Origin of the sequence: Streptomyces sp. NPDC052721 (genome assembly GCF_040678315.1) — a bacterium.
Lineage (GTDB): Bacteria > Actinomycetota > Actinomycetes > Streptomycetales > Streptomycetaceae > Streptomyces.
In genome coordinates this window covers 72,557-88,023 of the sequence record NZ_JBFATL010000013.1, presented here as the reverse complement: position 1 = coordinate 88,023, position 15,467 = coordinate 72,557, and the positions used below count along the sequence as shown (strand labels likewise).

Genomic DNA, 15,467 nt, shown 5'->3' with positions numbered 1-15,467 from the left:
TTCGGGACAGCGGCGGGCTGGCGCAGCAGGGGGAGGGAAAGAGGTACGGCAGTGGGTGGGGCGGCGCGAGCCTGCCGGAGAGGCGGCAGGCCCACGGCCCGTCAGGCGTTCTGGGTCGCCGGCGGCAGCAGCGCCCGCAGCTGTGTGGTGTCGGGGTGGTCGGCGAGTGCCGCCTCGACGGCCGCCTCCAGTGCCGCCTCCGGGCCGTCGTCCTGTGTCTCCGAGCCCCAGCCGGGCAGCCGCACCGTCGCCGGGCGGGACCAGGAGAACTCCCAGTGCAGCAGCGAACGGGAGCTGAACTCGGCCAGCACCATGGTGCGCAGCGAGCGGCGCAGCACGGGCCGTACGAACTCGCGGAACGCCCGCCCCTTCGCGGCAGCCGCCTCCTGCGACAGCGGCAGCTGCTCGGCCAGCCGCCACAGCCGGCCGTCGTCGATGACGTCCAGCAGCACGGACAGCGTCGCCGGCTGCCCGGTGTACTGGGCCAGCGCCCGGTGCAGCGGGGTCTGCGCCGCCGACAGGCCCGTGGCCATCGAGGTGTCCAGCAGCTCCTCCCAGCCGGCCGCGCGCGGGTAGCGGAGCAGCTCGTCGGCGAGGACGGCGTCCTCCAGGGCTGCCAGGGTGCGCGCCGGGTCGGTCAGCAGGGCCAGCGCCGCCCCCTTGGCTTCGTCGGCGCGGCCGTCGGCGGGCAGTGCCTCGATCCGGCGCACCCGCTCGGCGATCGGCGGGTGCGAGTCGTACGGCCCGGCCGGCTCCTCCGGCAGCTTTGAGCGGAGCCCCGCCAGCTCCAGTTCACGGGCCGTCAGCAGCCGGCCGAAGCCGCCGAAGAACTCGCCGCGCGGCGGCAGCAGCCGGGCCTGCAGACCGAGGGTGGCGTAGGACTCCAGGTAGAAGTCGTGGGAGGTGGACAGGACCGGGATCTCGCGCAGCGCCGACGCGGTCGCGTCACGTCCGGCGATCCGGGCGGGGGTCAGGTCGGCGGCGAACTCCTGGCCGCGCGCGGTGGAGAGGGAGGCACGCAGGTAGAGCTTGCCGTACGCGGTGTAGATCTTCGCCATCGTCCGGTACGTCGCTCCGACGCCGGTCGTGTCGACTTGCTTGGCCTTCTTGCCCTTGGCGACCCGCTTGGCGGACGCCCGCTCCTGCCGGGCCCGGTCGGCGGCCACCTTGTCGTCGGCCTTCTCGTGGAACTGGCCGATGACCCGGCCGATCTGCACGCGCCCGCGCACGACCAGCGCGGAGAGCCGGGTGTCCCCGCCGGTGAAGTGCCCGAACTCATGGGCGAGTACGGATCGCAGCTGAGCCTCGGTCAGGCCGGTCAGCAGCGGGACGCCGAGGTAGAGCCGGCGCGGGCCGGGGAGCAGGCCGAGCAGCCGCGGATGCTCGCTGACGGCCGCGTTGACCTCGCCGGTGAGCAGGATCCGGTCGGGCGCGCGGGTGCCGGCCGCCGCGGCCAGCTCCCGGACCAGCGCCCACAGGCGGGGCTCGTCGGCATCGGTGACGGGGATGCCGGGGCCGTCCTCGCCCTTCGGGGTGCGCAGCATGACCATGCCGCGGACGACGGGGATGGCCAGCAGCACCGTGACGAAGCCGACCTTCGCCGTGAGCGGGCCGTGTCCCCAGCTGAACACGAGGACGTCGATGCCGATCAGCGCGGCGAGCAGAACGAGGCTCAGCAGATAGAAGCCGAGCAGCAGGACGAGGGCGCGCAGCGCGCGCAGAGTTGCGCCCATCGGGCAGATCCCCCCACAGGACCTCAGAAAAGGGACATGGCGGAGCGCCGGACCGGCGGCGGGCCGGTCGGTCGCGGGTGGTGCTTGGTGGTGCCGGCGGTGGTGCTTCGTGGTGCGGGTGGTGCGCTGTGGGGGGATGCCGGAGTATGCCCTACCGCAGGTCAGAAGGGCAATGCGGGTGGTGTGGAAGGGAACGGCGTGGTGGTCCCGGGCAAGCGGGGTCGGTGGGCCGGATCAGCCGGGGAGGCTGGCCGGGTTGCCGCCGTTGGCCTCGTAACCGGCCACCGCCAGCGCGCGGTGCAGGGCGAACTCGGCGGCCGGGTCGGTGAACAGGGTCCACGGCAGCGCGCCGACGTGACCGTCGATGTGTATCAGCTGCTGCATGGCCTCCGCCCAGCGCTCGGCGCGGACCAGGAAGAAGAGCAGCAGATGCCGGACGTGCGGCAGCGTCGGGTCGTCGGGGTCGGCCGCGTGCACCGCGTGCAGCGCGCCGTGGATCGCCTTGGTGACGACCTCGCTCTGGTAGAAGCTCGCGACCAGGTTCACCTCCGGCAGGTGCTCGAACACGGCGAACAGCGGCAGCGCGGCGAGCAGCGAACCCTCCGGAGCGCGGGCCGCGGCGGCCTCCGCGAAGGAGTACGCCTGCTCGCGCGAGCCGTGCCACTTCTCGCACCAGTAGTGCAGCGCGGCCAGATGCGCGCCCATGTGATGCGGGGCGCGGTCGAGGATCTTCAGCCACAGCTGGTCGAACTCGGCCTGGGAATAGGCCAGTCCGCGCGCGATGGACAGCTCTGCGACGTAGGGCACGGGGTCACCGGGAGCCAGCAGGGCCGCCTGCGCACAGGCCTCCCGCGCCTCCTCCATGATGATCCGGAAGTCGTCCGTGCCCGGCGTCGACGTCCGCCAGGCCTGCTGCACCAGGAACTCCGCGTGGACGGCGGCGCCTCCCGCGTCCTTGGGCTGCTCGGCCCGCCACACCCGCAACCACTGGCCGCCCGGCGTCTCGTGCACCCCGCCGGGCCGCTGCTGCAGCTCCAGCGCGGCGGCACCGGCGAAGGCCTGCACCCGCTGCCAGCGCCGCTCGCCCTCGGACTCGGTGCCGGCCAGCAGCTGCGCGGCGGCCCGGTAGTCCTGGGTGCGCTGCACCAGCTCCAGGACCTGGAGCAGGTCCTCGTCGGGGCCGGGCAGGCGCACGTCCAGCTCCTCCTGGGGCACGAAGCCGTAGGCCGCGGGGTCGGCGGCGTCCGGGTGCCCCGGGGGAACCTGCTCGATCACCCCGCGCCTGCGCCGTATGACCGGGAACAGCACGAAGCTCAGCAGGAGCAGCGCCATGAGCAGCCAGAGAATCGACATGCCTCAAGCGAACCAGACGCCGCCGACAATTGGCGAACCCCGCCGCCAGGCTGTGGACAACTCCGGACGGGGGCATGACAGCGGGACGGTCCGGAGCGTGACAGCGACATTGCGCGGCACGGCCAGACCTCATGGCGGGCGTCAGGATCCCGCCGGGCGCATTACGCTCGGTGCACATGAGCGACAGGCACATCAGTCAGCACTTCGAGACCCTCGCGATCCACGCGGGCAACACCGCGGATCCCCTCACCGGCGCGGTCGTCCCGCCGATCTACCAGGTCTCGACCTACAAGCAGGACGGCGTCGGCGGGCTCCGCGGCGGCTACGAGTACAGCCGTAGCGCCAACCCGACCCGGACCGCCCTGGAGGAGAACCTCGCCGCGCTGGAGGGCGGCCGGCGCGGCCTCGCCTTCGCGTCCGGCCTGGCGGCCGAGGACACCCTGCTGCGTACGCTCCTCACCCCCGGCGACCACGTGGTGATCCCGAACGACGCCTATGGCGGCACCTTCCGGCTCTTCGCCAAGGTCGCCACCCGCTGGGGGGTGGAGTGGTCGGTCGCCGACACCAGCGACCCGGCGGCCGTGCGGGCCGCGATCACCCCGAAGACCAAGGCCGTCTGGGTGGAGACCCCCTCCAACCCGCTGCTCGGCATCACCGACATCGCCGCCGTCGCCCAGGTCGCCCACGACGCGGGCGCGAAGCTCGTCGTCGACAACACCTTCGCCACGCCCTATCTCCAGCAGCCGCTGTCGCTCGGCGCCGATGTCGTCGTGCACTCCCTGACCAAGTACATGGGCGGTCACTCCGACGTGGTCGGCGGCGCGCTGATCGTCTCCGACCCGGCGCTCGGCGAGGAGCTGGCCTACCACCAGAACGCGATGGGCGCCGTCGCCGGCCCCTTCGACTCCTGGCTGGTGCTGCGCGGCACCAAGACCCTCGCGGTGCGCATGGACCGGCACAGCGAGAACGCCACGAAGATCGCCGACATGCTGTCCCGGCACGCGCGTGTGACGAGCGTGCTGTACCCGGGGCTGCCCGAGCACCCCGGCCACGAGGTCGCCGCCAAGCAGATGAAGGCGTTCGGCGGCATGGTGTCGTTCCGGGTCGAGGGCGGCGAGCAGGCCGCGGTCGACGTGTGCAACCGTGCCCAGGTGTTCACCCTCGGCGAGTCCCTCGGCGGGGTGGAGTCCCTCATCGAGCACCCCGGCCGGATGACGCACGCCTCCGCGGCCGGCTCCGCGCTGGAGGTCCCGGCCGACCTGGTGCGCCTGTCGGTCGGCATCGAGAACGTCGACGATCTGCTGGAGGACCTGCGGCAGGCCCTCGGCAAGTAGCGGGGATCACCAGCCGGTGAGCGGTGGGGTCGTCTGCGAGGGCGGCTCCACCCAGGGGTGGGCGTCGGCCGCCCACACGGCGAACGCGACGGCCGCGACGCAGGCCAGCAGCCACAGCACCCGGCGGACGAGCCGCCGCTGCCGCAGCAGACGTTCCCCACGCCGCACCGCGTCCCCGTACAGCTCCGGCGGCACCGGGGCCCCGCCCTGCCCCATGATCCGCCGCACAGCGGCCTCCCGCTCACCCCGTTTCACCACGACCTCCCACGGCCGGACCGGCGCTTTCGCACGAAGGAGCCGCCCTGGTGGCGGTCGTGCGAGGGGACGCGCCGTACGAGGTCGTCGGCGCGGCTCATGACGGTGCCACCTCGGTGTCCGCCGTGCGGGGGGGCGGCCGTGCGGGCGGGGTGCAGTACGTCGGCCGTCGCGCGGTCGCAGAGGGTGTGGACGCGTTCCGTGGGCAGGCCGAGCAGGGCCGCCGTCTGCTCCTCGGCCACACCCTCGTAGAACCGCAGGACGAGGACCAGTCGCTCCTGCGGCCCGAGTGCGGCGAGCGGACTGCGCGGATCCGGCCGGGCACGGCCGAAGACGCCGTACCGGTGCCAGGTGGTGCGCGCGAAGCGGGTGGCGAGGTACTGGCGGGCGCAGTCGTACGGATCCTCGCCGCGCAGCCGGTCCCAGCGGGCGTAGGTGTGGGCGAGCGCGAGCGTCAGCAGGCGCCGCGCGCGCGGGTTGGCGTCCGGCGCCTCCGCGGTGAGCAGCATGGCGGCGTGCAGCAGGCGCCCGGCCGCGCCCGCGACGAACGCCTCGAACTCCCGGGCCCGGCGGGCATCACGGGCCACGTGCCGATCACCCACCGCGCCTCCCCCCGTCGGGGTCCCGCTCCGTACCCGGCCCACGCGCCTCGCACCGCCGGCTCCCCGTCCGGAGCGAGCCGCGTGCGCCGGCCCACGAGGGGTCCCTCTCGGGAGCCTGCCTTACGCGCCTTGCCCTCGGCGGGTCCCGGCTGGTGCCCGTCTTGCGTGTCCGCCTTCGACGGGCTCCTGTGCGGAGCCTGTTTACGTGTCTTACGTGCCTTGCCCTCGGCGGGCCCCGGCTGGAGCCGGTCTTGCGTGTCCGCCTCCGGCGAACCCCCATGCGGAGCCTGTCTCACCTCTGCCCCGACGGGCGTCCGCCCGGAGCCCACCGGCGAACCCTCTCCGGACCCGGTCTTGCGCGCCTGCCCCGGCGAACCCCTCTTCGGACCCGGTCTCATATCAGGCCAGTGGCGGGGCCGGGGTCAATACCCCGGCGCCTCTGCTGTGCGGCGGTGCGCGGTCAGGAGGCCGGGGGCTGCTCCGCCGCCGGAACCCCCTGCACCGTCATCCGGGCGGAGAGCGCGTGATTGAAGCGGGTGAGGAGCGTGCAGAACTGCTCGCGCTCCTCCGGCGCCCAGTCGTGTGTCAGCTCGGCCATGAGCTGACGCCGGGACGACCGCACCTCCTCCAGCCGCGCGGCGCCGCGCGGCGACAACTGGAGCACCACCGCGCGCCCGTCCTCCGGGTGCGAGGTGCGCTTGACCAGCCCGGTGTCGACGAGGGGCGCCACCTGCCGGGTGACCGTGGAGGAGTCGATGCCCATGCTCGCGGCGAGCGCCTTGACGCCCATCGGGCCTTCTTTGTCGAGCCGGTTGAGCAGCAGGTACGCGGCGCGGTCCATGGAGTTGCGCACCTGGCCGACGCCGCCGAGCCGCGTCTGTTCGGCACGGCGGGCGAACACCGCCACCTCGTGCTGGAGGGTGTCGAGAAGACCGGTGTCACCGACGGTCGTCATGTCCATCGACATTTCAGGTGTTGTGGGCATGGCCGGAGGCTCGCTTCATGAAGGGCTGCTGGGTTGGGGGACAGGGTACGCGGCCCGGCGCCGAGCCGTACCAGCGCTGCACAAACCGGTCTCGCTGCTTGGTCACACCCGCCGTACGCGAACGTGAACTGCGATCCTGGAGTCATGAGCTATCGCACGGCTGACTCCTTGCGCTCCGTGACCCTCGATGATGTGCGCGGCGCCCAGAAGATGCTCTCCGGGGTGGCCCGGGTGACCGCCATGGAGGGCAGCCGGCACCTGTCCCAGCTGGTCGGCGCGCCCGTGCACCTGAAGTGCGAGAACCTGCAGCGGACCGGCTCGTTCAAGCTGCGCGGCGCCTACGTGCGGATCGCCGGGCTGCTGCCGGAGGAGCGGGCGGCCGGTGTGGTGGCCGCGAGCGCCGGCAACCACGCGCAGGGCGTGGCGCTGGCCTCCTCGCTGCTCGGTGTGCACGCGACCGTGTTCATGCCGAAGGGCGCGCCGCTGCCGAAGATCAGCGCGACCCGGGAGTACGGCGCCGAGGTGCGCCTGCACGGCCAGGTGGTCGACGAGACGCTGGCCGCCGCTCAGGAGTACGCCGCCGGGACCGGCGCGGTGTTCATCCACCCCTTCGACCACCCGGACGTGATCGCCGGCCAGGGCACGGTCGGGCTGGAGATCCTGGAGCAGTGCCCGGAGGTCCGCACGATCGTCGTCGGCATGGGTGGCGGCGGGCTCGCGGCGGGTATCGCGGTGGGGGTGAAGGCGCTGCGGCCGGACGTGCGGATCGTCGGCGTGCAGGCGGAGGGGGCCGCCTGTTACCCGCCCTCGCTGGCCGCCGGGCGCCCGATGTCGTTGCTGAACCCGGCGACGATGGCCGACGGCATCAAGGTGGGGCGGCCCGGCGTGGTGCCGTTCGGGATCGTCGGTGAGCTGGTCGACGAGGTGCGCACGGTGAGCGAGGACCAGTTGTCGGCGGCGCTGCTGCTGTGCCTGGAGCGGGCCAAGCTGGTCGTGGAGCCGGCCGGGGCGAGCCCGGTGGCGGCGCTGCTGGCCGCGCCGGACGCCTTCGAGGGCCCGGTCGTCGCGGTGCTCTCCGGCGGCAACGTCGACCCGGTGCTGATGCAGCGCGTGCTGCGCCACGGCATGGCCGCGCAGGGCCGCTACCTGGCCGTCCGGCTGCGGCTGACGGACCGGCCGGGCGCGCTCGCGACGCTGCTCGGGGTGCTGTCGACGGTCGACGCCAACGTCCTCGACGTGAGTCACGTCCGCACCGACCCCCGGCTCGGTCTCACGGAGGCCGAGGTGGAGCTGCACCTGGAGACGAAGGGCCCGGTGCACTGCGCCGAGGTCGGCCGGGCCCTGCGGGACGCCGGCTACACCGTCATGCCCTGACCCGCAGCGGCCGACCACGGCCCCCACCTGTTCGAGTGAAGTCTCTTGAGGGACGCGATACATCGCGTTATGGTGTGTAGTGTGGTCGCCGGCCCGCCTGTCCACGTACGCCGGCACCCGCGCACACCGGAATCGGCATCCGCGAAAACCGCGGGCGCGGCCGGGCGAACAAACCTAGCCTTTGCGAAGAATCCGTCCCTGAAATCCCCGACGACGTGGAGACACATATGCCAGGTGCCATCTATGCCGAAGGTCTGGTGAAGACCTTCGGCGACGTAAGGGCACTGGACGGCGTCGACCTCGATGTGCCCGAGGGCACGGTCCTCGGCCTCCTCGGGCCGAACGGCGCCGGCAAGACGACGGCCGTCCGCTGCCTGACGACCCTGCTGCGGCCCGACAGCGGCAGGGCGGTGGTCGCCGGCGTGGACGTGCTGCGGCACCCCGACGCCGTGCGCCGCTCGATCGGCCTGTCCGGCCAGTTCGCGGCGGTCGACGAGTACCTGACCGGCCGGGAGAACCTGCAGATGGTCGGGCAGCTGTACCAGATGCGGGCGAAGGCGGCCAAGGCGCGCGCGTCGGAGCTGCTGGAGCAGTTCCATCTCGCCGACGCCGCCGACCGGCCCGCCAAGACCTACTCCGGAGGCATGCGCCGCCGGCTGGACCTCGCCGCGGCCCTCGTGGTCTCGCCCCCGGTGATGTTCATGGACGAACCGACGACGGGCCTCGACCCGCGCAACCGCCAGCAGCTGTGGGAGGTCATCAAGCAGCTCGTCTCCGGTGGTACGACGCTGCTGCTGACCACGCAGTATCTGGAAGAGGCCGACCACCTGGCCCACGACATCGCGGTCGTCGACCACGGCCGGGTCATCGCCAAGGGCACCTCCGACCAGCTCAAGGCCCGCACCGGCGGCGAGCGCGTCGAGGTCGTGGTGCACGAGCGGGAGGAGATAGCCGTTGCCGCGGAGGTCCTGCGCGGCTTCGGCAAGGGCGAGACCACGGTCGAGGAGCACACCCGCAAGCTCACGGTGCCCGTCACCGGCGGCGCCAAGCTGCTCGCCGAGGTCATCCGCGAGCTGGACTCGCGAGGGATCGAGATGGACGACGTCGGGCTGCGCCGCCCCACCCTCGACGACGTCTTCCTGTCCCTGACCGGACACGCGGCGGAGAGCGCCGACCAGGACGAGCGGAACGGCAAGGAGGCCGTGAAATGAGTGCCGTCACCGAGACCGCGCCCGTCGCGGCGCCCGGCAACCCCGTGGGCAGATCCGTCCGCGACTCACTGGTCATAGCCCGCCGGAACCTGATCCGCATGGGCCGGATTCCCGAGATGCTGATCTTCGGGCTGATCCAGCCCATCATGTTCGTGGTGCTGTTCACCTACGTGTTCGGCGGCTCGATCCAGGTCGGCTCGTCCAGCTCCACCCAGGCCTATCGCGAGTTCCTGATGGCCGGCATCTTCGCCCAGACGGTCACGTTCGCCACGGCGGGCGCCGGCGCGGGCATCGCCGACGACATGCACAAGGGCCTCATCGACCGGTTCCGCTCCCTGCCCATGGCACGCGGCGCGGTCCTGACCGGGCGCACCCTCGCCGACCTGGTCCAGACGGCGCTGACGCTGCTCGTCCTCGCGGTCGTCGCCGTACTGGTCGGCTGGCGCACGCACGAGAACTTCGGCAAGGTGCTCGCCGGATTCGGCCTGTTCCTGCTGCTCGGATACGCGTTCTCGTGGATCGGCGCGCTCATCGGCCTGTCCGTGCGCACTCCGGAGGCGGCGACCTCGGGCGGTCTCATCTGGCTGTTTCCGCTGACGTTCATCTCGAACGCGTTCGTGGACGCGAACCAGATGCCGGCCTTCCTGCGCCACATAGCGGAGTGGAACCCGTTCAGCGCCACCGTGCAGGCCTGCCGCGAGCTGTTCGGCAACCTTCCCCCGGGCTTCCGGACACCCGACGCCTGGCCCATGCAGCACCCGGTCCTGGCCTCGCTGATCTGGTCGGTCGTGATCATCCTGGTCTTCCGCACCCTCGCGGTGCGCAAGTACCGCTCCGCGACCGGCTGACAGCACCACCGCGGCGGACCCGGGTCCGCGCGACGGCCCGGGGCGTGACAAGGCCCCCGGCGGCCCTCAGGGCGCCGGGGGCCGGAAGCCGGCCAGGAGGCGGGATCAGCCCGTGTACGGCTCGGCCTTCAGGATCCGGACCGAGGCCTTCTTGCCGTTCGGCAGCTCGTACTCCGCGTCCTCGCCGACCTTGTGGCCGATGACGCCCGCGCCGAGCGGGGACTGCGGCGAGTAGGTCTCGATGTCGGCGCTCGCGTACTCGCGCGAGGCGAGCAGGAACGTCAGCGTGTCGTCCTCGTCACCGTCGAAGGCGATCGTGACGACCATGCCGGGCGCGACGGCACCGTCCGCGGCCGGCGGCTCGCCGACCTTGGCGTTCTCGAGGAGCTGGGTCAGCTGGCGCACACGCAGCTCCTGCTTGCCCTGCTCCTCCTTGGCCGCGTGGTACCCGCCGTTCTCACGCAGGTCGCCCTCCTCGCGCGCAGCCGCGATCTTGGCGGCGATCTCCGTGCGCGCAGGACCAGTAAGGTACTCAAGCTCGTCCTTGAGCTTGTTGTACGCCTCCTGGGTCAGCCAGGTGACGTTCTCGCTGGTCTGGGTCACAGGGTGCTCCTCGTCGGTACTGGGAATACAAAGCATCGCCCTACCCAGAAGAATGTTCCCTCATGGATGGGCGAAACCACGAGCCTAACAATTCAACGCCGGAAGGGGGAGGACATAAGCCATCAGAATCACATCAACGCAGGTCAGCGCCTACGCATTCCGGGTGAACCGGGCAGTGCCCGCGCGTGTCCGCCGGGTGTCAGCCGGCGTGACAGCCCAGCAGCTCGGCCGTCGTCCCCTGGGCCGTCGTACGCAGCGTGACGACCTTGTCGATCCGTGTGGACGACCCGGAGAAGCGGAAGTCGGCCCGGCCCACCTCGGCGCCGTCGGCCGACTGCGAGCGCAGGGTGCAGTAGCCGGACGCGCCGGCGTCCTTGCGGACCTCCAGGTGCACCTGGACCGCGTCGTCGGACGCCTTGAAGGTGATGACCTCGGCGCTGATCTCGTTCCCGGCGACGTAGTGGTAGAAGAAGAAGCCGACCAGTGCGAGCAGGACCGCGCCCAGCACCGAGCCGGCGATCTTGAGCTTGCGGTCGGCGCGCTGATCCGAGGAACGGCCGTAGCGGCCCTCGGGCAGCCGCGTGCTCGCGGTACTCATGATCGTCCTCTCCGCGGAATTATTCGCCCCCCGATTCGGTCACTATAGAAGCCGCCCGCCCGCCACCCGACCGCCACCCCTCAACGACGTTCGGGACGGCACCTGTTTCATCGCACCCGGAGCCACGGGGGCGCCGACTTACCGAGGATTGAGTCTTGACTGACCAGTTGCGACTGATGGCCGTTCACGCGCACCCCGACGACGAGTCGAGCAAGGGCGCGGCCACCATGGCGAAGTACGTGTCCGAGGGGGTGGACGTGCTGGTGGTGACCTGCACCGGCGGAGAGCGCGGGTCCATCCTCAATCCCAAGCTGCAGGGCGACACCTACATCGAGGAGCACATCCACGAGGTCCGCCGCAAGGAGATGGACGAGGCCCGGGAGATCCTCGGCGTCAAGCAGGAGTGGCTCGGCTTCGTCGACTCCGGGCTGCCGGAGGGCGACCCGCTGCCGCCGCTGCCCGAGGGCTGCTTCGCCCTGGAGGACGTCGACAAGGCGGCCGGTGAGCTGGTGAAGCAGATCCGCTCCTTCCGCCCGCAGGTGATCACCACCTACGACGAGAACGGCGGCTACCCGCACCCCGACCACATCATGACGCACAAGATCTCCATGGTGGCGTTCGAGGGCGCGGCGGACACCGAGAAGTACCCCGAGGACGAGTTCGGTCCCGCCTACCAGCCGCTGAAGCTCTACTACAACCAGGGCTTCAACCGTCCCCGCACCGAGGCGCTGCACCAGGCCATGCTCGACCGCGGCCTGGAGTCGCCGTACGGGGAGTGGCTCAAGCGGTGGAACGAGATGGAGCGCACCGAGCGCACCCTGACCACGCACATCCCGTGCGCGGACTTCTTCGAGATCCGCGACAAGGCGCTGATCGCCCACGCCACGCAGATCGACCCGGACGGCGGCTGGTTCAAGGTGCCGCTGGAGCTCCAGAAGGAGGTCTGGCCGACGGAGGAGTACGAGCTGGCGAAGTCTCTCGTCGATACCTCCCTCCCCGAGGACGACCTCTTCGCGGGCATCCGGGACAATGCCTGACATGAGCGCAAGCGTGAGCCTGGCAGTGACGCATCTCGCCCCCCTCGCCAAGGAGGTGGACGAGAACAAGGTCACCCCCGGCGTCCTCGGCTTCATCGTCTTCGCGGTGATGGCCGTGGCGGTGTGGGGCCTGATGAAGTCGATGAACAAGCACATGCAGAAGGTCGACTTCAAGGAGTCCCCGGACGCCGACGCGGACAGCGCCCGGGAACAGGCCGACTCCGCGGCCCAGCAGCGCTGACCCGCCGGGTCAGCGTCCCGCCGGTACCGCCACCCCCATCACCTCCCGGGCGTGGCGGTCCGGAGTCATGCGCAGCCGCCAGGCCTGCCAGCCGGCCTCCAGCTGGACGCCCCGCTCCAGCAGCAGGGTGTACGCCGAGGCGTAGTCCTCCAGCTTCTCGTCCCGCAGCGGATGCGTGGCGCGGGCCAGCTGGGCCAGCTCCTCCAGGGCGACGGCCGTGCCCACCTCCACCCCGCCCGGCGCCGCGTACGGCAGCAGGGTGCAGCGCAGGAAGCGGGCCCAGTCCTCGCCGCGCCGGTCGCCGTAGGACGTGAACAGGGTGAGCGCCTCGTCGCACAGCGCCAGCGCCTGCTGCGTCCGCGCGTTGCCCGCGTCCACCACCGCCAGCTCCAGGCAGGTCCAGGCCTCGCCGTGGGCGACGCCGATCCGCTGGAAGTCCGCGCGCGCGTCCACCAGGAGCTGACGGGCGAAACCGGAGTTGCGCAGCGAGCCGGTCTGCGCGGCCCGCTGGTCCCTGGTCGCCCGTGCCGAATGGTGCCGGGCGCAGGCCAGGCCGTACACGTCCCGTATCCGGGAGAACATCGTCCGGGACCGCTCCAGCTCGCGCACCGCCTGGTCCAGCTCGCCGGTCTCCTCCAGCGCCTGCCCCAGGTAGTACAGCGTCCACGCCTCGCCGCGCGCGTCCTCGTTCTCCCGGTGCCGGGGCACCGCCTGGCGCAGCCCCTCCACGGCCGCGGAGGCGTCACCGGCCACCAGCCGGGCCCGGGCCAGCTGGGTCAGCGCCCACGCCTCCCCACGGGCGTCCCGCGTCCTGCCGTACCGCTCCAGGGCCGCCCGCAGCTCCGTCTCCGCGCGCGGTACGTCCCCCAGCCGCAGCGCCAGCTGGCCCAGCTGGAAGTGCGCCCAGGCCTCGCCGTGCACCGAACCGCCCTCGCGGTGCAGGACCAGGGAGCGGGTGAGCAGGTCCAGCGCCTGAGCCAGCCGGGCCCGGTCCCGCTGGACGGCCGCCAGCGCGTGCATCGTCCACGCCCGGTCCGTCGCCAGCTCCGGCGCCGCCTGCAGGTCCAGGGCCTCCTGGAGCTTGGCCGCCGCCTCGGTGAGATTGCCCTGGTGGTGCAGCGTGATCCCGAGCGAGGTCAGCGCGCGGGCCGCTCCCGCGTCATGGTGGGCCTCCCGGTACAGGTCCACGACCGAGGTCAGTGTGGTCCGCGCCTTGTCCAGCTCGCCCAGCTGCCGGGCCGCGATGCCGGTACGCCACTGCACCGAGCGCACCAGCAGCCCCTGGTCCACCGACTGCGCCAGCTCACTGATCTCACCGAGCCGGTACAGGTCGCCGCGCAACAGGCAGTAGTCGCACAGCGCGCCCAGCAGGTTCAGCACGGCCGCCTGGTTCACACCCTCCGCGTGCCGCAGGGCCGCCGTGATGAAGCTGGACTCGTCGTCCAGCCAGCGCAGGGCCTCGTCGAGCGAGGGGAAGCCGTGCGAGCCGAACTGGTTCGACCGCGTCGACATGTTCCCGTCGACCAGGCGCAGCACCGAGTCGGCCAGCTCCGCGTAGTTCACGATCAGCCGCTCCTGCGCCGCCGCCCGCTCGGCCGGGTCCTCCTCGTCCAGCAGCCGGGCGTGCGCGAAGGCCCGCACCAGGTCGTGCAGCCGGTAGCGGCTGCCGCGCACATGGTCGATCAGGCCCGCCCGGGCCAGCGCCACCAGATGCCGGCCGGCCTCCGCCTCGTCGGTGGCCAGCAGCGAGGCCGCCGCCGCCGCGCCCAGCGAGGCCCGGCCCGCCAGGGCGAGCCTGCGCAGCAGCCGGCGGGTGGACTCCGGCTGGTCGGTGTAGCGCAGCCACAGCGCCCGCTCCACCGGCTCCACCGGGCCGTACGCGCCCAGGTCCGCGGCCAGCTGCCGGGGTGAGCGCGGGCCCAGCGCCGAGCCCGCGGTCCGCAGCGCCAGCGGCAGCCCGCCGCACAGCTCGCGGACCCGGTCGGCGGAGTCGGCGTCGTACGGCCCCGACGCGTCCTCCGCCGCCGCGCTCAGCAGCTCCTCGGCGCCCGCCGCGTCCAGCGCCCGCACCGGCAGCTCGTGCACCCAGGCCCCCAGCTCCGCGGGCAGGTCGAGGGGCGTACGGCTGGTCACCAGCACCAGGCTGTCGGACCGCTCCGGCACCAGGGCGCGCACCTGCTCCGGGTCCGAGGCGTCGTCCAGCACGATCGTCACCGGCAGTCCGGTCAGATACCGGTGGTACAGCTCGGCGAGCCGCTTGACCTGCTGGTCGGGGGAGGACCTCTCCCGGAACAGCAGCTGCTCCCGGGGCGCGCCGAGCCGGTTGAGCAGGTGCAGCAGGGCGTCCCTGGTGGACAGCGGCGCCTCCTCCCGGCTGTCGCCGCGCAGGTCCACCACCACCGCGCCCCGGAAGTGGTCCCGCAGTTCGTGTGCCGCGCGCACCGCGAGCGTGGTCCGGCCGGAGCCGGGCTCGCCGTGCAGCACCACCAGCGTCGGCCGGGTCTCGGTGGCCGCACGGGCCGCCTGCGCCCACTGTCTGATCCGCCCCAGCTCCGCCCGGCGTCCCGCGAACGGACCGTCCGCGTCCGGGAGCTGCCCGAAGGACTGCTCCAGCACCGAGCGCCTGCGGGCCGCCGCGCTCTTGTCCGCGCCGCGCAGCGCCGGGCCGCCGCCCTTCTTCTTGGCGCCGGTGGAGGCGCTGAGCACCCGCTGCTGGTCCAGGAACGGGCGGATGCCCCGCACCTCCAGCGCGGTCAGCCACTGCAACCGCAGCTGCTCCGGGCCGCCGGGCTGACCGGCCGCGCCCGCGCGGTGGTGGGCGGCGGGCAGATGCGCACCGGCCACCTTCACCACCGTCGCCGCGGCGCCCACCGTGGCCGCGGTGACGCCCGCGCCGAGGGCCGTGCCGGTACCGGTGCCGAGGGTCAGATCGGCCACGGCGGCGGCGACGGCGGCGACCGCCGCGACGAGCAGGGCCGTTCCGGCGCCTTCCCGTGCGTACCGCTGGCCGAAGGTCAGCCGGCCGGCCTCCGCCTCGTCCAGTGCGCGCGTGTACGCCTCGTACTCCTCGCCGGCCGCTCCCGCCATCGCGTCCAGCGCGCCGCGCGCCCGCGACAGCAGCACCTGGCCGTCGATCCGCCCGCCCGAACGCCGTACCTCCTCCTCCACGGCCCGCACCAGCAGCCGCTCGGCCTCCGCCCGATGACCGTCCCGCATGTCCCGTCCCCCTCCGGCGGCAACTCCGTTGCCTACGAGTGTCCTTCGGGGACGGTGGGATGGCGAGGGGGTCGCGA

General features: G+C 72.6%; 13 protein-coding genes and 1 pseudogene. 6 read left to right on the top strand and 8 right to left on the bottom strand.

What is annotated here, in order from left to right; genetic code table 11:
- Positions 1 to 101 precede the first annotated feature (101 nt).
- Positions 102 to 1,733, bottom strand: a complete 1,632-nt coding sequence (locus AB0L21_RS15475) for a M48 family metalloprotease (RefSeq protein ID WP_365784427.1) — start codon at positions 1,731 to 1,733, stop codon at positions 102 to 104.
- Positions 1,734 to 1,967: 234 nt separating this feature from the next.
- The gene (locus tag AB0L21_RS15470) at positions 1,968 to 3,086 is read right to left on the bottom strand and encodes a hypothetical protein (protein ID WP_365784425.1); all 1,119 of its coding nucleotides are present in this window, start codon (positions 3,084 to 3,086) and stop codon (positions 1,968 to 1,970) included.
- A gap of 176 nt (positions 3,087 to 3,262) precedes the next feature.
- On the opposite strand from AB0L21_RS15470, the gene AB0L21_RS15465 reads away from it, so the two are divergent.
- Positions 3,263 to 4,420 (top strand): cystathionine gamma-synthase, encoded by a 1,158-nt coding sequence (locus tag AB0L21_RS15465; RefSeq protein ID WP_365701594.1) that lies wholly within the window; start codon positions 3,263 to 3,265, stop codon positions 4,418 to 4,420.
- A gap of 6 nt (positions 4,421 to 4,426) precedes the next feature.
- Here AB0L21_RS15465 and AB0L21_RS15460 read toward each other — a convergent pair whose 3' ends face one another.
- The 3 genes and pseudogenes from AB0L21_RS15460 to AB0L21_RS15450 form a co-directional block, all read right to left on the bottom strand.
- Positions 4,427 to 4,675 (bottom strand): hypothetical protein, encoded by a 249-nt coding sequence (locus tag AB0L21_RS15460; RefSeq protein ID WP_365784424.1) that lies wholly within the window; start codon positions 4,673 to 4,675, stop codon positions 4,427 to 4,429.
- A 97-nt stretch (positions 4,676 to 4,772) separates the two neighbouring features.
- A pseudogene (locus tag AB0L21_RS15455) lies at positions 4,773 to 5,277 on the bottom strand (sigma factor-like helix-turn-helix DNA-binding protein).
- Between the two features lie 460 nt (positions 5,278 to 5,737).
- The gene (locus AB0L21_RS15450) at positions 5,738 to 6,244 is read right to left on the bottom strand and encodes a MarR family transcriptional regulator (protein ID WP_225826950.1); all 507 of its coding nucleotides are present in this window, start codon (positions 6,242 to 6,244) and stop codon (positions 5,738 to 5,740) included.
- 162 nt (positions 6,245 to 6,406) lie between these two features.
- Between AB0L21_RS15450 and ilvA the strand changes: the two genes are divergently transcribed.
- The 3 genes from ilvA to AB0L21_RS15435 all read left to right on the top strand — a co-directional run bounded on the left by ilvA (position 6,407) and on the right by AB0L21_RS15435 (position 9,695).
- Positions 6,407 to 7,636: a threonine ammonia-lyase gene (gene ilvA, locus AB0L21_RS15445; RefSeq protein WP_365701588.1), complete on the top strand. Its 1,230-nt coding sequence runs from the start codon at positions 6,407 to 6,409 to the stop codon at positions 7,634 to 7,636.
- A gap of 227 nt (positions 7,637 to 7,863) precedes the next feature.
- Positions 7,864 to 8,847: an ATP-binding cassette domain-containing protein gene (locus AB0L21_RS15440; protein ID WP_365701586.1), complete on the top strand. Its 984-nt coding sequence runs from the start codon at positions 7,864 to 7,866 to the stop codon at positions 8,845 to 8,847.
- Positions 8,844 to 9,695: an ABC transporter permease gene (locus AB0L21_RS15435; protein WP_365701584.1), complete on the top strand. Its 852-nt coding sequence runs from the start codon at positions 8,844 to 8,846 to the stop codon at positions 9,693 to 9,695. Before AB0L21_RS15440 ends, AB0L21_RS15435 begins: the two co-directional genes overlap by 4 nt.
- Before the next feature lie 105 nt (positions 9,696 to 9,800).
- Here AB0L21_RS15435 and greA read toward each other — a convergent pair whose 3' ends face one another.
- Positions 9,801 to 10,298 (bottom strand): transcription elongation factor GreA, encoded by a 498-nt coding sequence (gene greA, locus AB0L21_RS15430; protein WP_030989689.1) that lies wholly within the window; start codon positions 10,296 to 10,298, stop codon positions 9,801 to 9,803.
- Between the two features lie 199 nt (positions 10,299 to 10,497).
- The gene (locus AB0L21_RS15425) at positions 10,498 to 10,896 is read right to left on the bottom strand and encodes a DUF4307 domain-containing protein (RefSeq protein WP_365784422.1); all 399 of its coding nucleotides are present in this window, start codon (positions 10,894 to 10,896) and stop codon (positions 10,498 to 10,500) included.
- A gap of 155 nt (positions 10,897 to 11,051) precedes the next feature.
- Here AB0L21_RS15425 and mca point away from each other — a divergent pair, with 155 nt between their 5' ends.
- Together mca and AB0L21_RS15415 are read left to right on the top strand one after the other, a co-directional pair.
- On the top strand, positions 11,052 to 11,933 hold the full coding sequence (mca, locus tag AB0L21_RS15420; RefSeq protein ID WP_078611806.1) for a mycothiol conjugate amidase Mca: 882 nt from the start codon (positions 11,052 to 11,054) through the stop codon (positions 11,931 to 11,933).
- Positions 11,926 to 12,174 (top strand): hypothetical protein, encoded by a 249-nt coding sequence (locus tag AB0L21_RS15415; RefSeq protein WP_365784420.1) that lies wholly within the window; start codon positions 11,926 to 11,928, stop codon positions 12,172 to 12,174. The genes mca and AB0L21_RS15415 overlap by 8 nt, the downstream gene beginning before the upstream one ends.
- A 9-nt stretch (positions 12,175 to 12,183) precedes the next feature.
- Here the strand turns inward: AB0L21_RS15415 and AB0L21_RS15410 are convergent, their stop codons facing one another.
- Positions 12,184 to 15,390 (bottom strand): tetratricopeptide repeat protein, encoded by a 3,207-nt coding sequence (locus tag AB0L21_RS15410; protein WP_365784418.1) that lies wholly within the window; start codon positions 15,388 to 15,390, stop codon positions 12,184 to 12,186.
- Positions 15,391 to 15,467 lie beyond the last annotated feature (77 nt).

Coding starts and splice junctions, on each gene's coding strand:
- ilvA (WP_365701588.1), top strand. CDS start 6,407: ATGAGCTATCGCACGGCTGACTCCTTGCGCTCCGTGACCCTCGATGAT.
- AB0L21_RS15415 (WP_365784420.1), top strand. CDS start 11,926: ATGCCTGACATGAGCGCAAGCGTGAGCCTGGCAGTGACGCATCTCGCC.
- AB0L21_RS15440 (WP_365701586.1), top strand. CDS start 7,864: ATGCCAGGTGCCATCTATGCCGAAGGTCTGGTGAAGACCTTCGGCGAC.
- AB0L21_RS15475 (WP_365784427.1), bottom strand. CDS start 1,733: ATGGGCGCAACTCTGCGCGCGCTGCGCGCCCTCGTCCTGCTGCTCGGC.
- AB0L21_RS15465 (WP_365701594.1), top strand. CDS start 3,263: ATGAGCGACAGGCACATCAGTCAGCACTTCGAGACCCTCGCGATCCAC.
- AB0L21_RS15425 (WP_365784422.1), bottom strand. CDS start 10,896: ATGAGTACCGCGAGCACGCGGCTGCCCGAGGGCCGCTACGGCCGTTCC.
- AB0L21_RS15470 (WP_365784425.1), bottom strand. CDS start 3,086: ATGTCGATTCTCTGGCTGCTCATGGCGCTGCTCCTGCTGAGCTTCGTG.
- AB0L21_RS15450 (WP_225826950.1), bottom strand. CDS start 6,244: ATGTCGATGGACATGACGACCGTCGGTGACACCGGTCTTCTCGACACC.
- AB0L21_RS15435 (WP_365701584.1), top strand. CDS start 8,844: ATGAGTGCCGTCACCGAGACCGCGCCCGTCGCGGCGCCCGGCAACCCC.
- AB0L21_RS15410 (WP_365784418.1), bottom strand. CDS start 15,390: ATGCGGGACGGTCATCGGGCGGAGGCCGAGCGGCTGCTGGTGCGGGCC.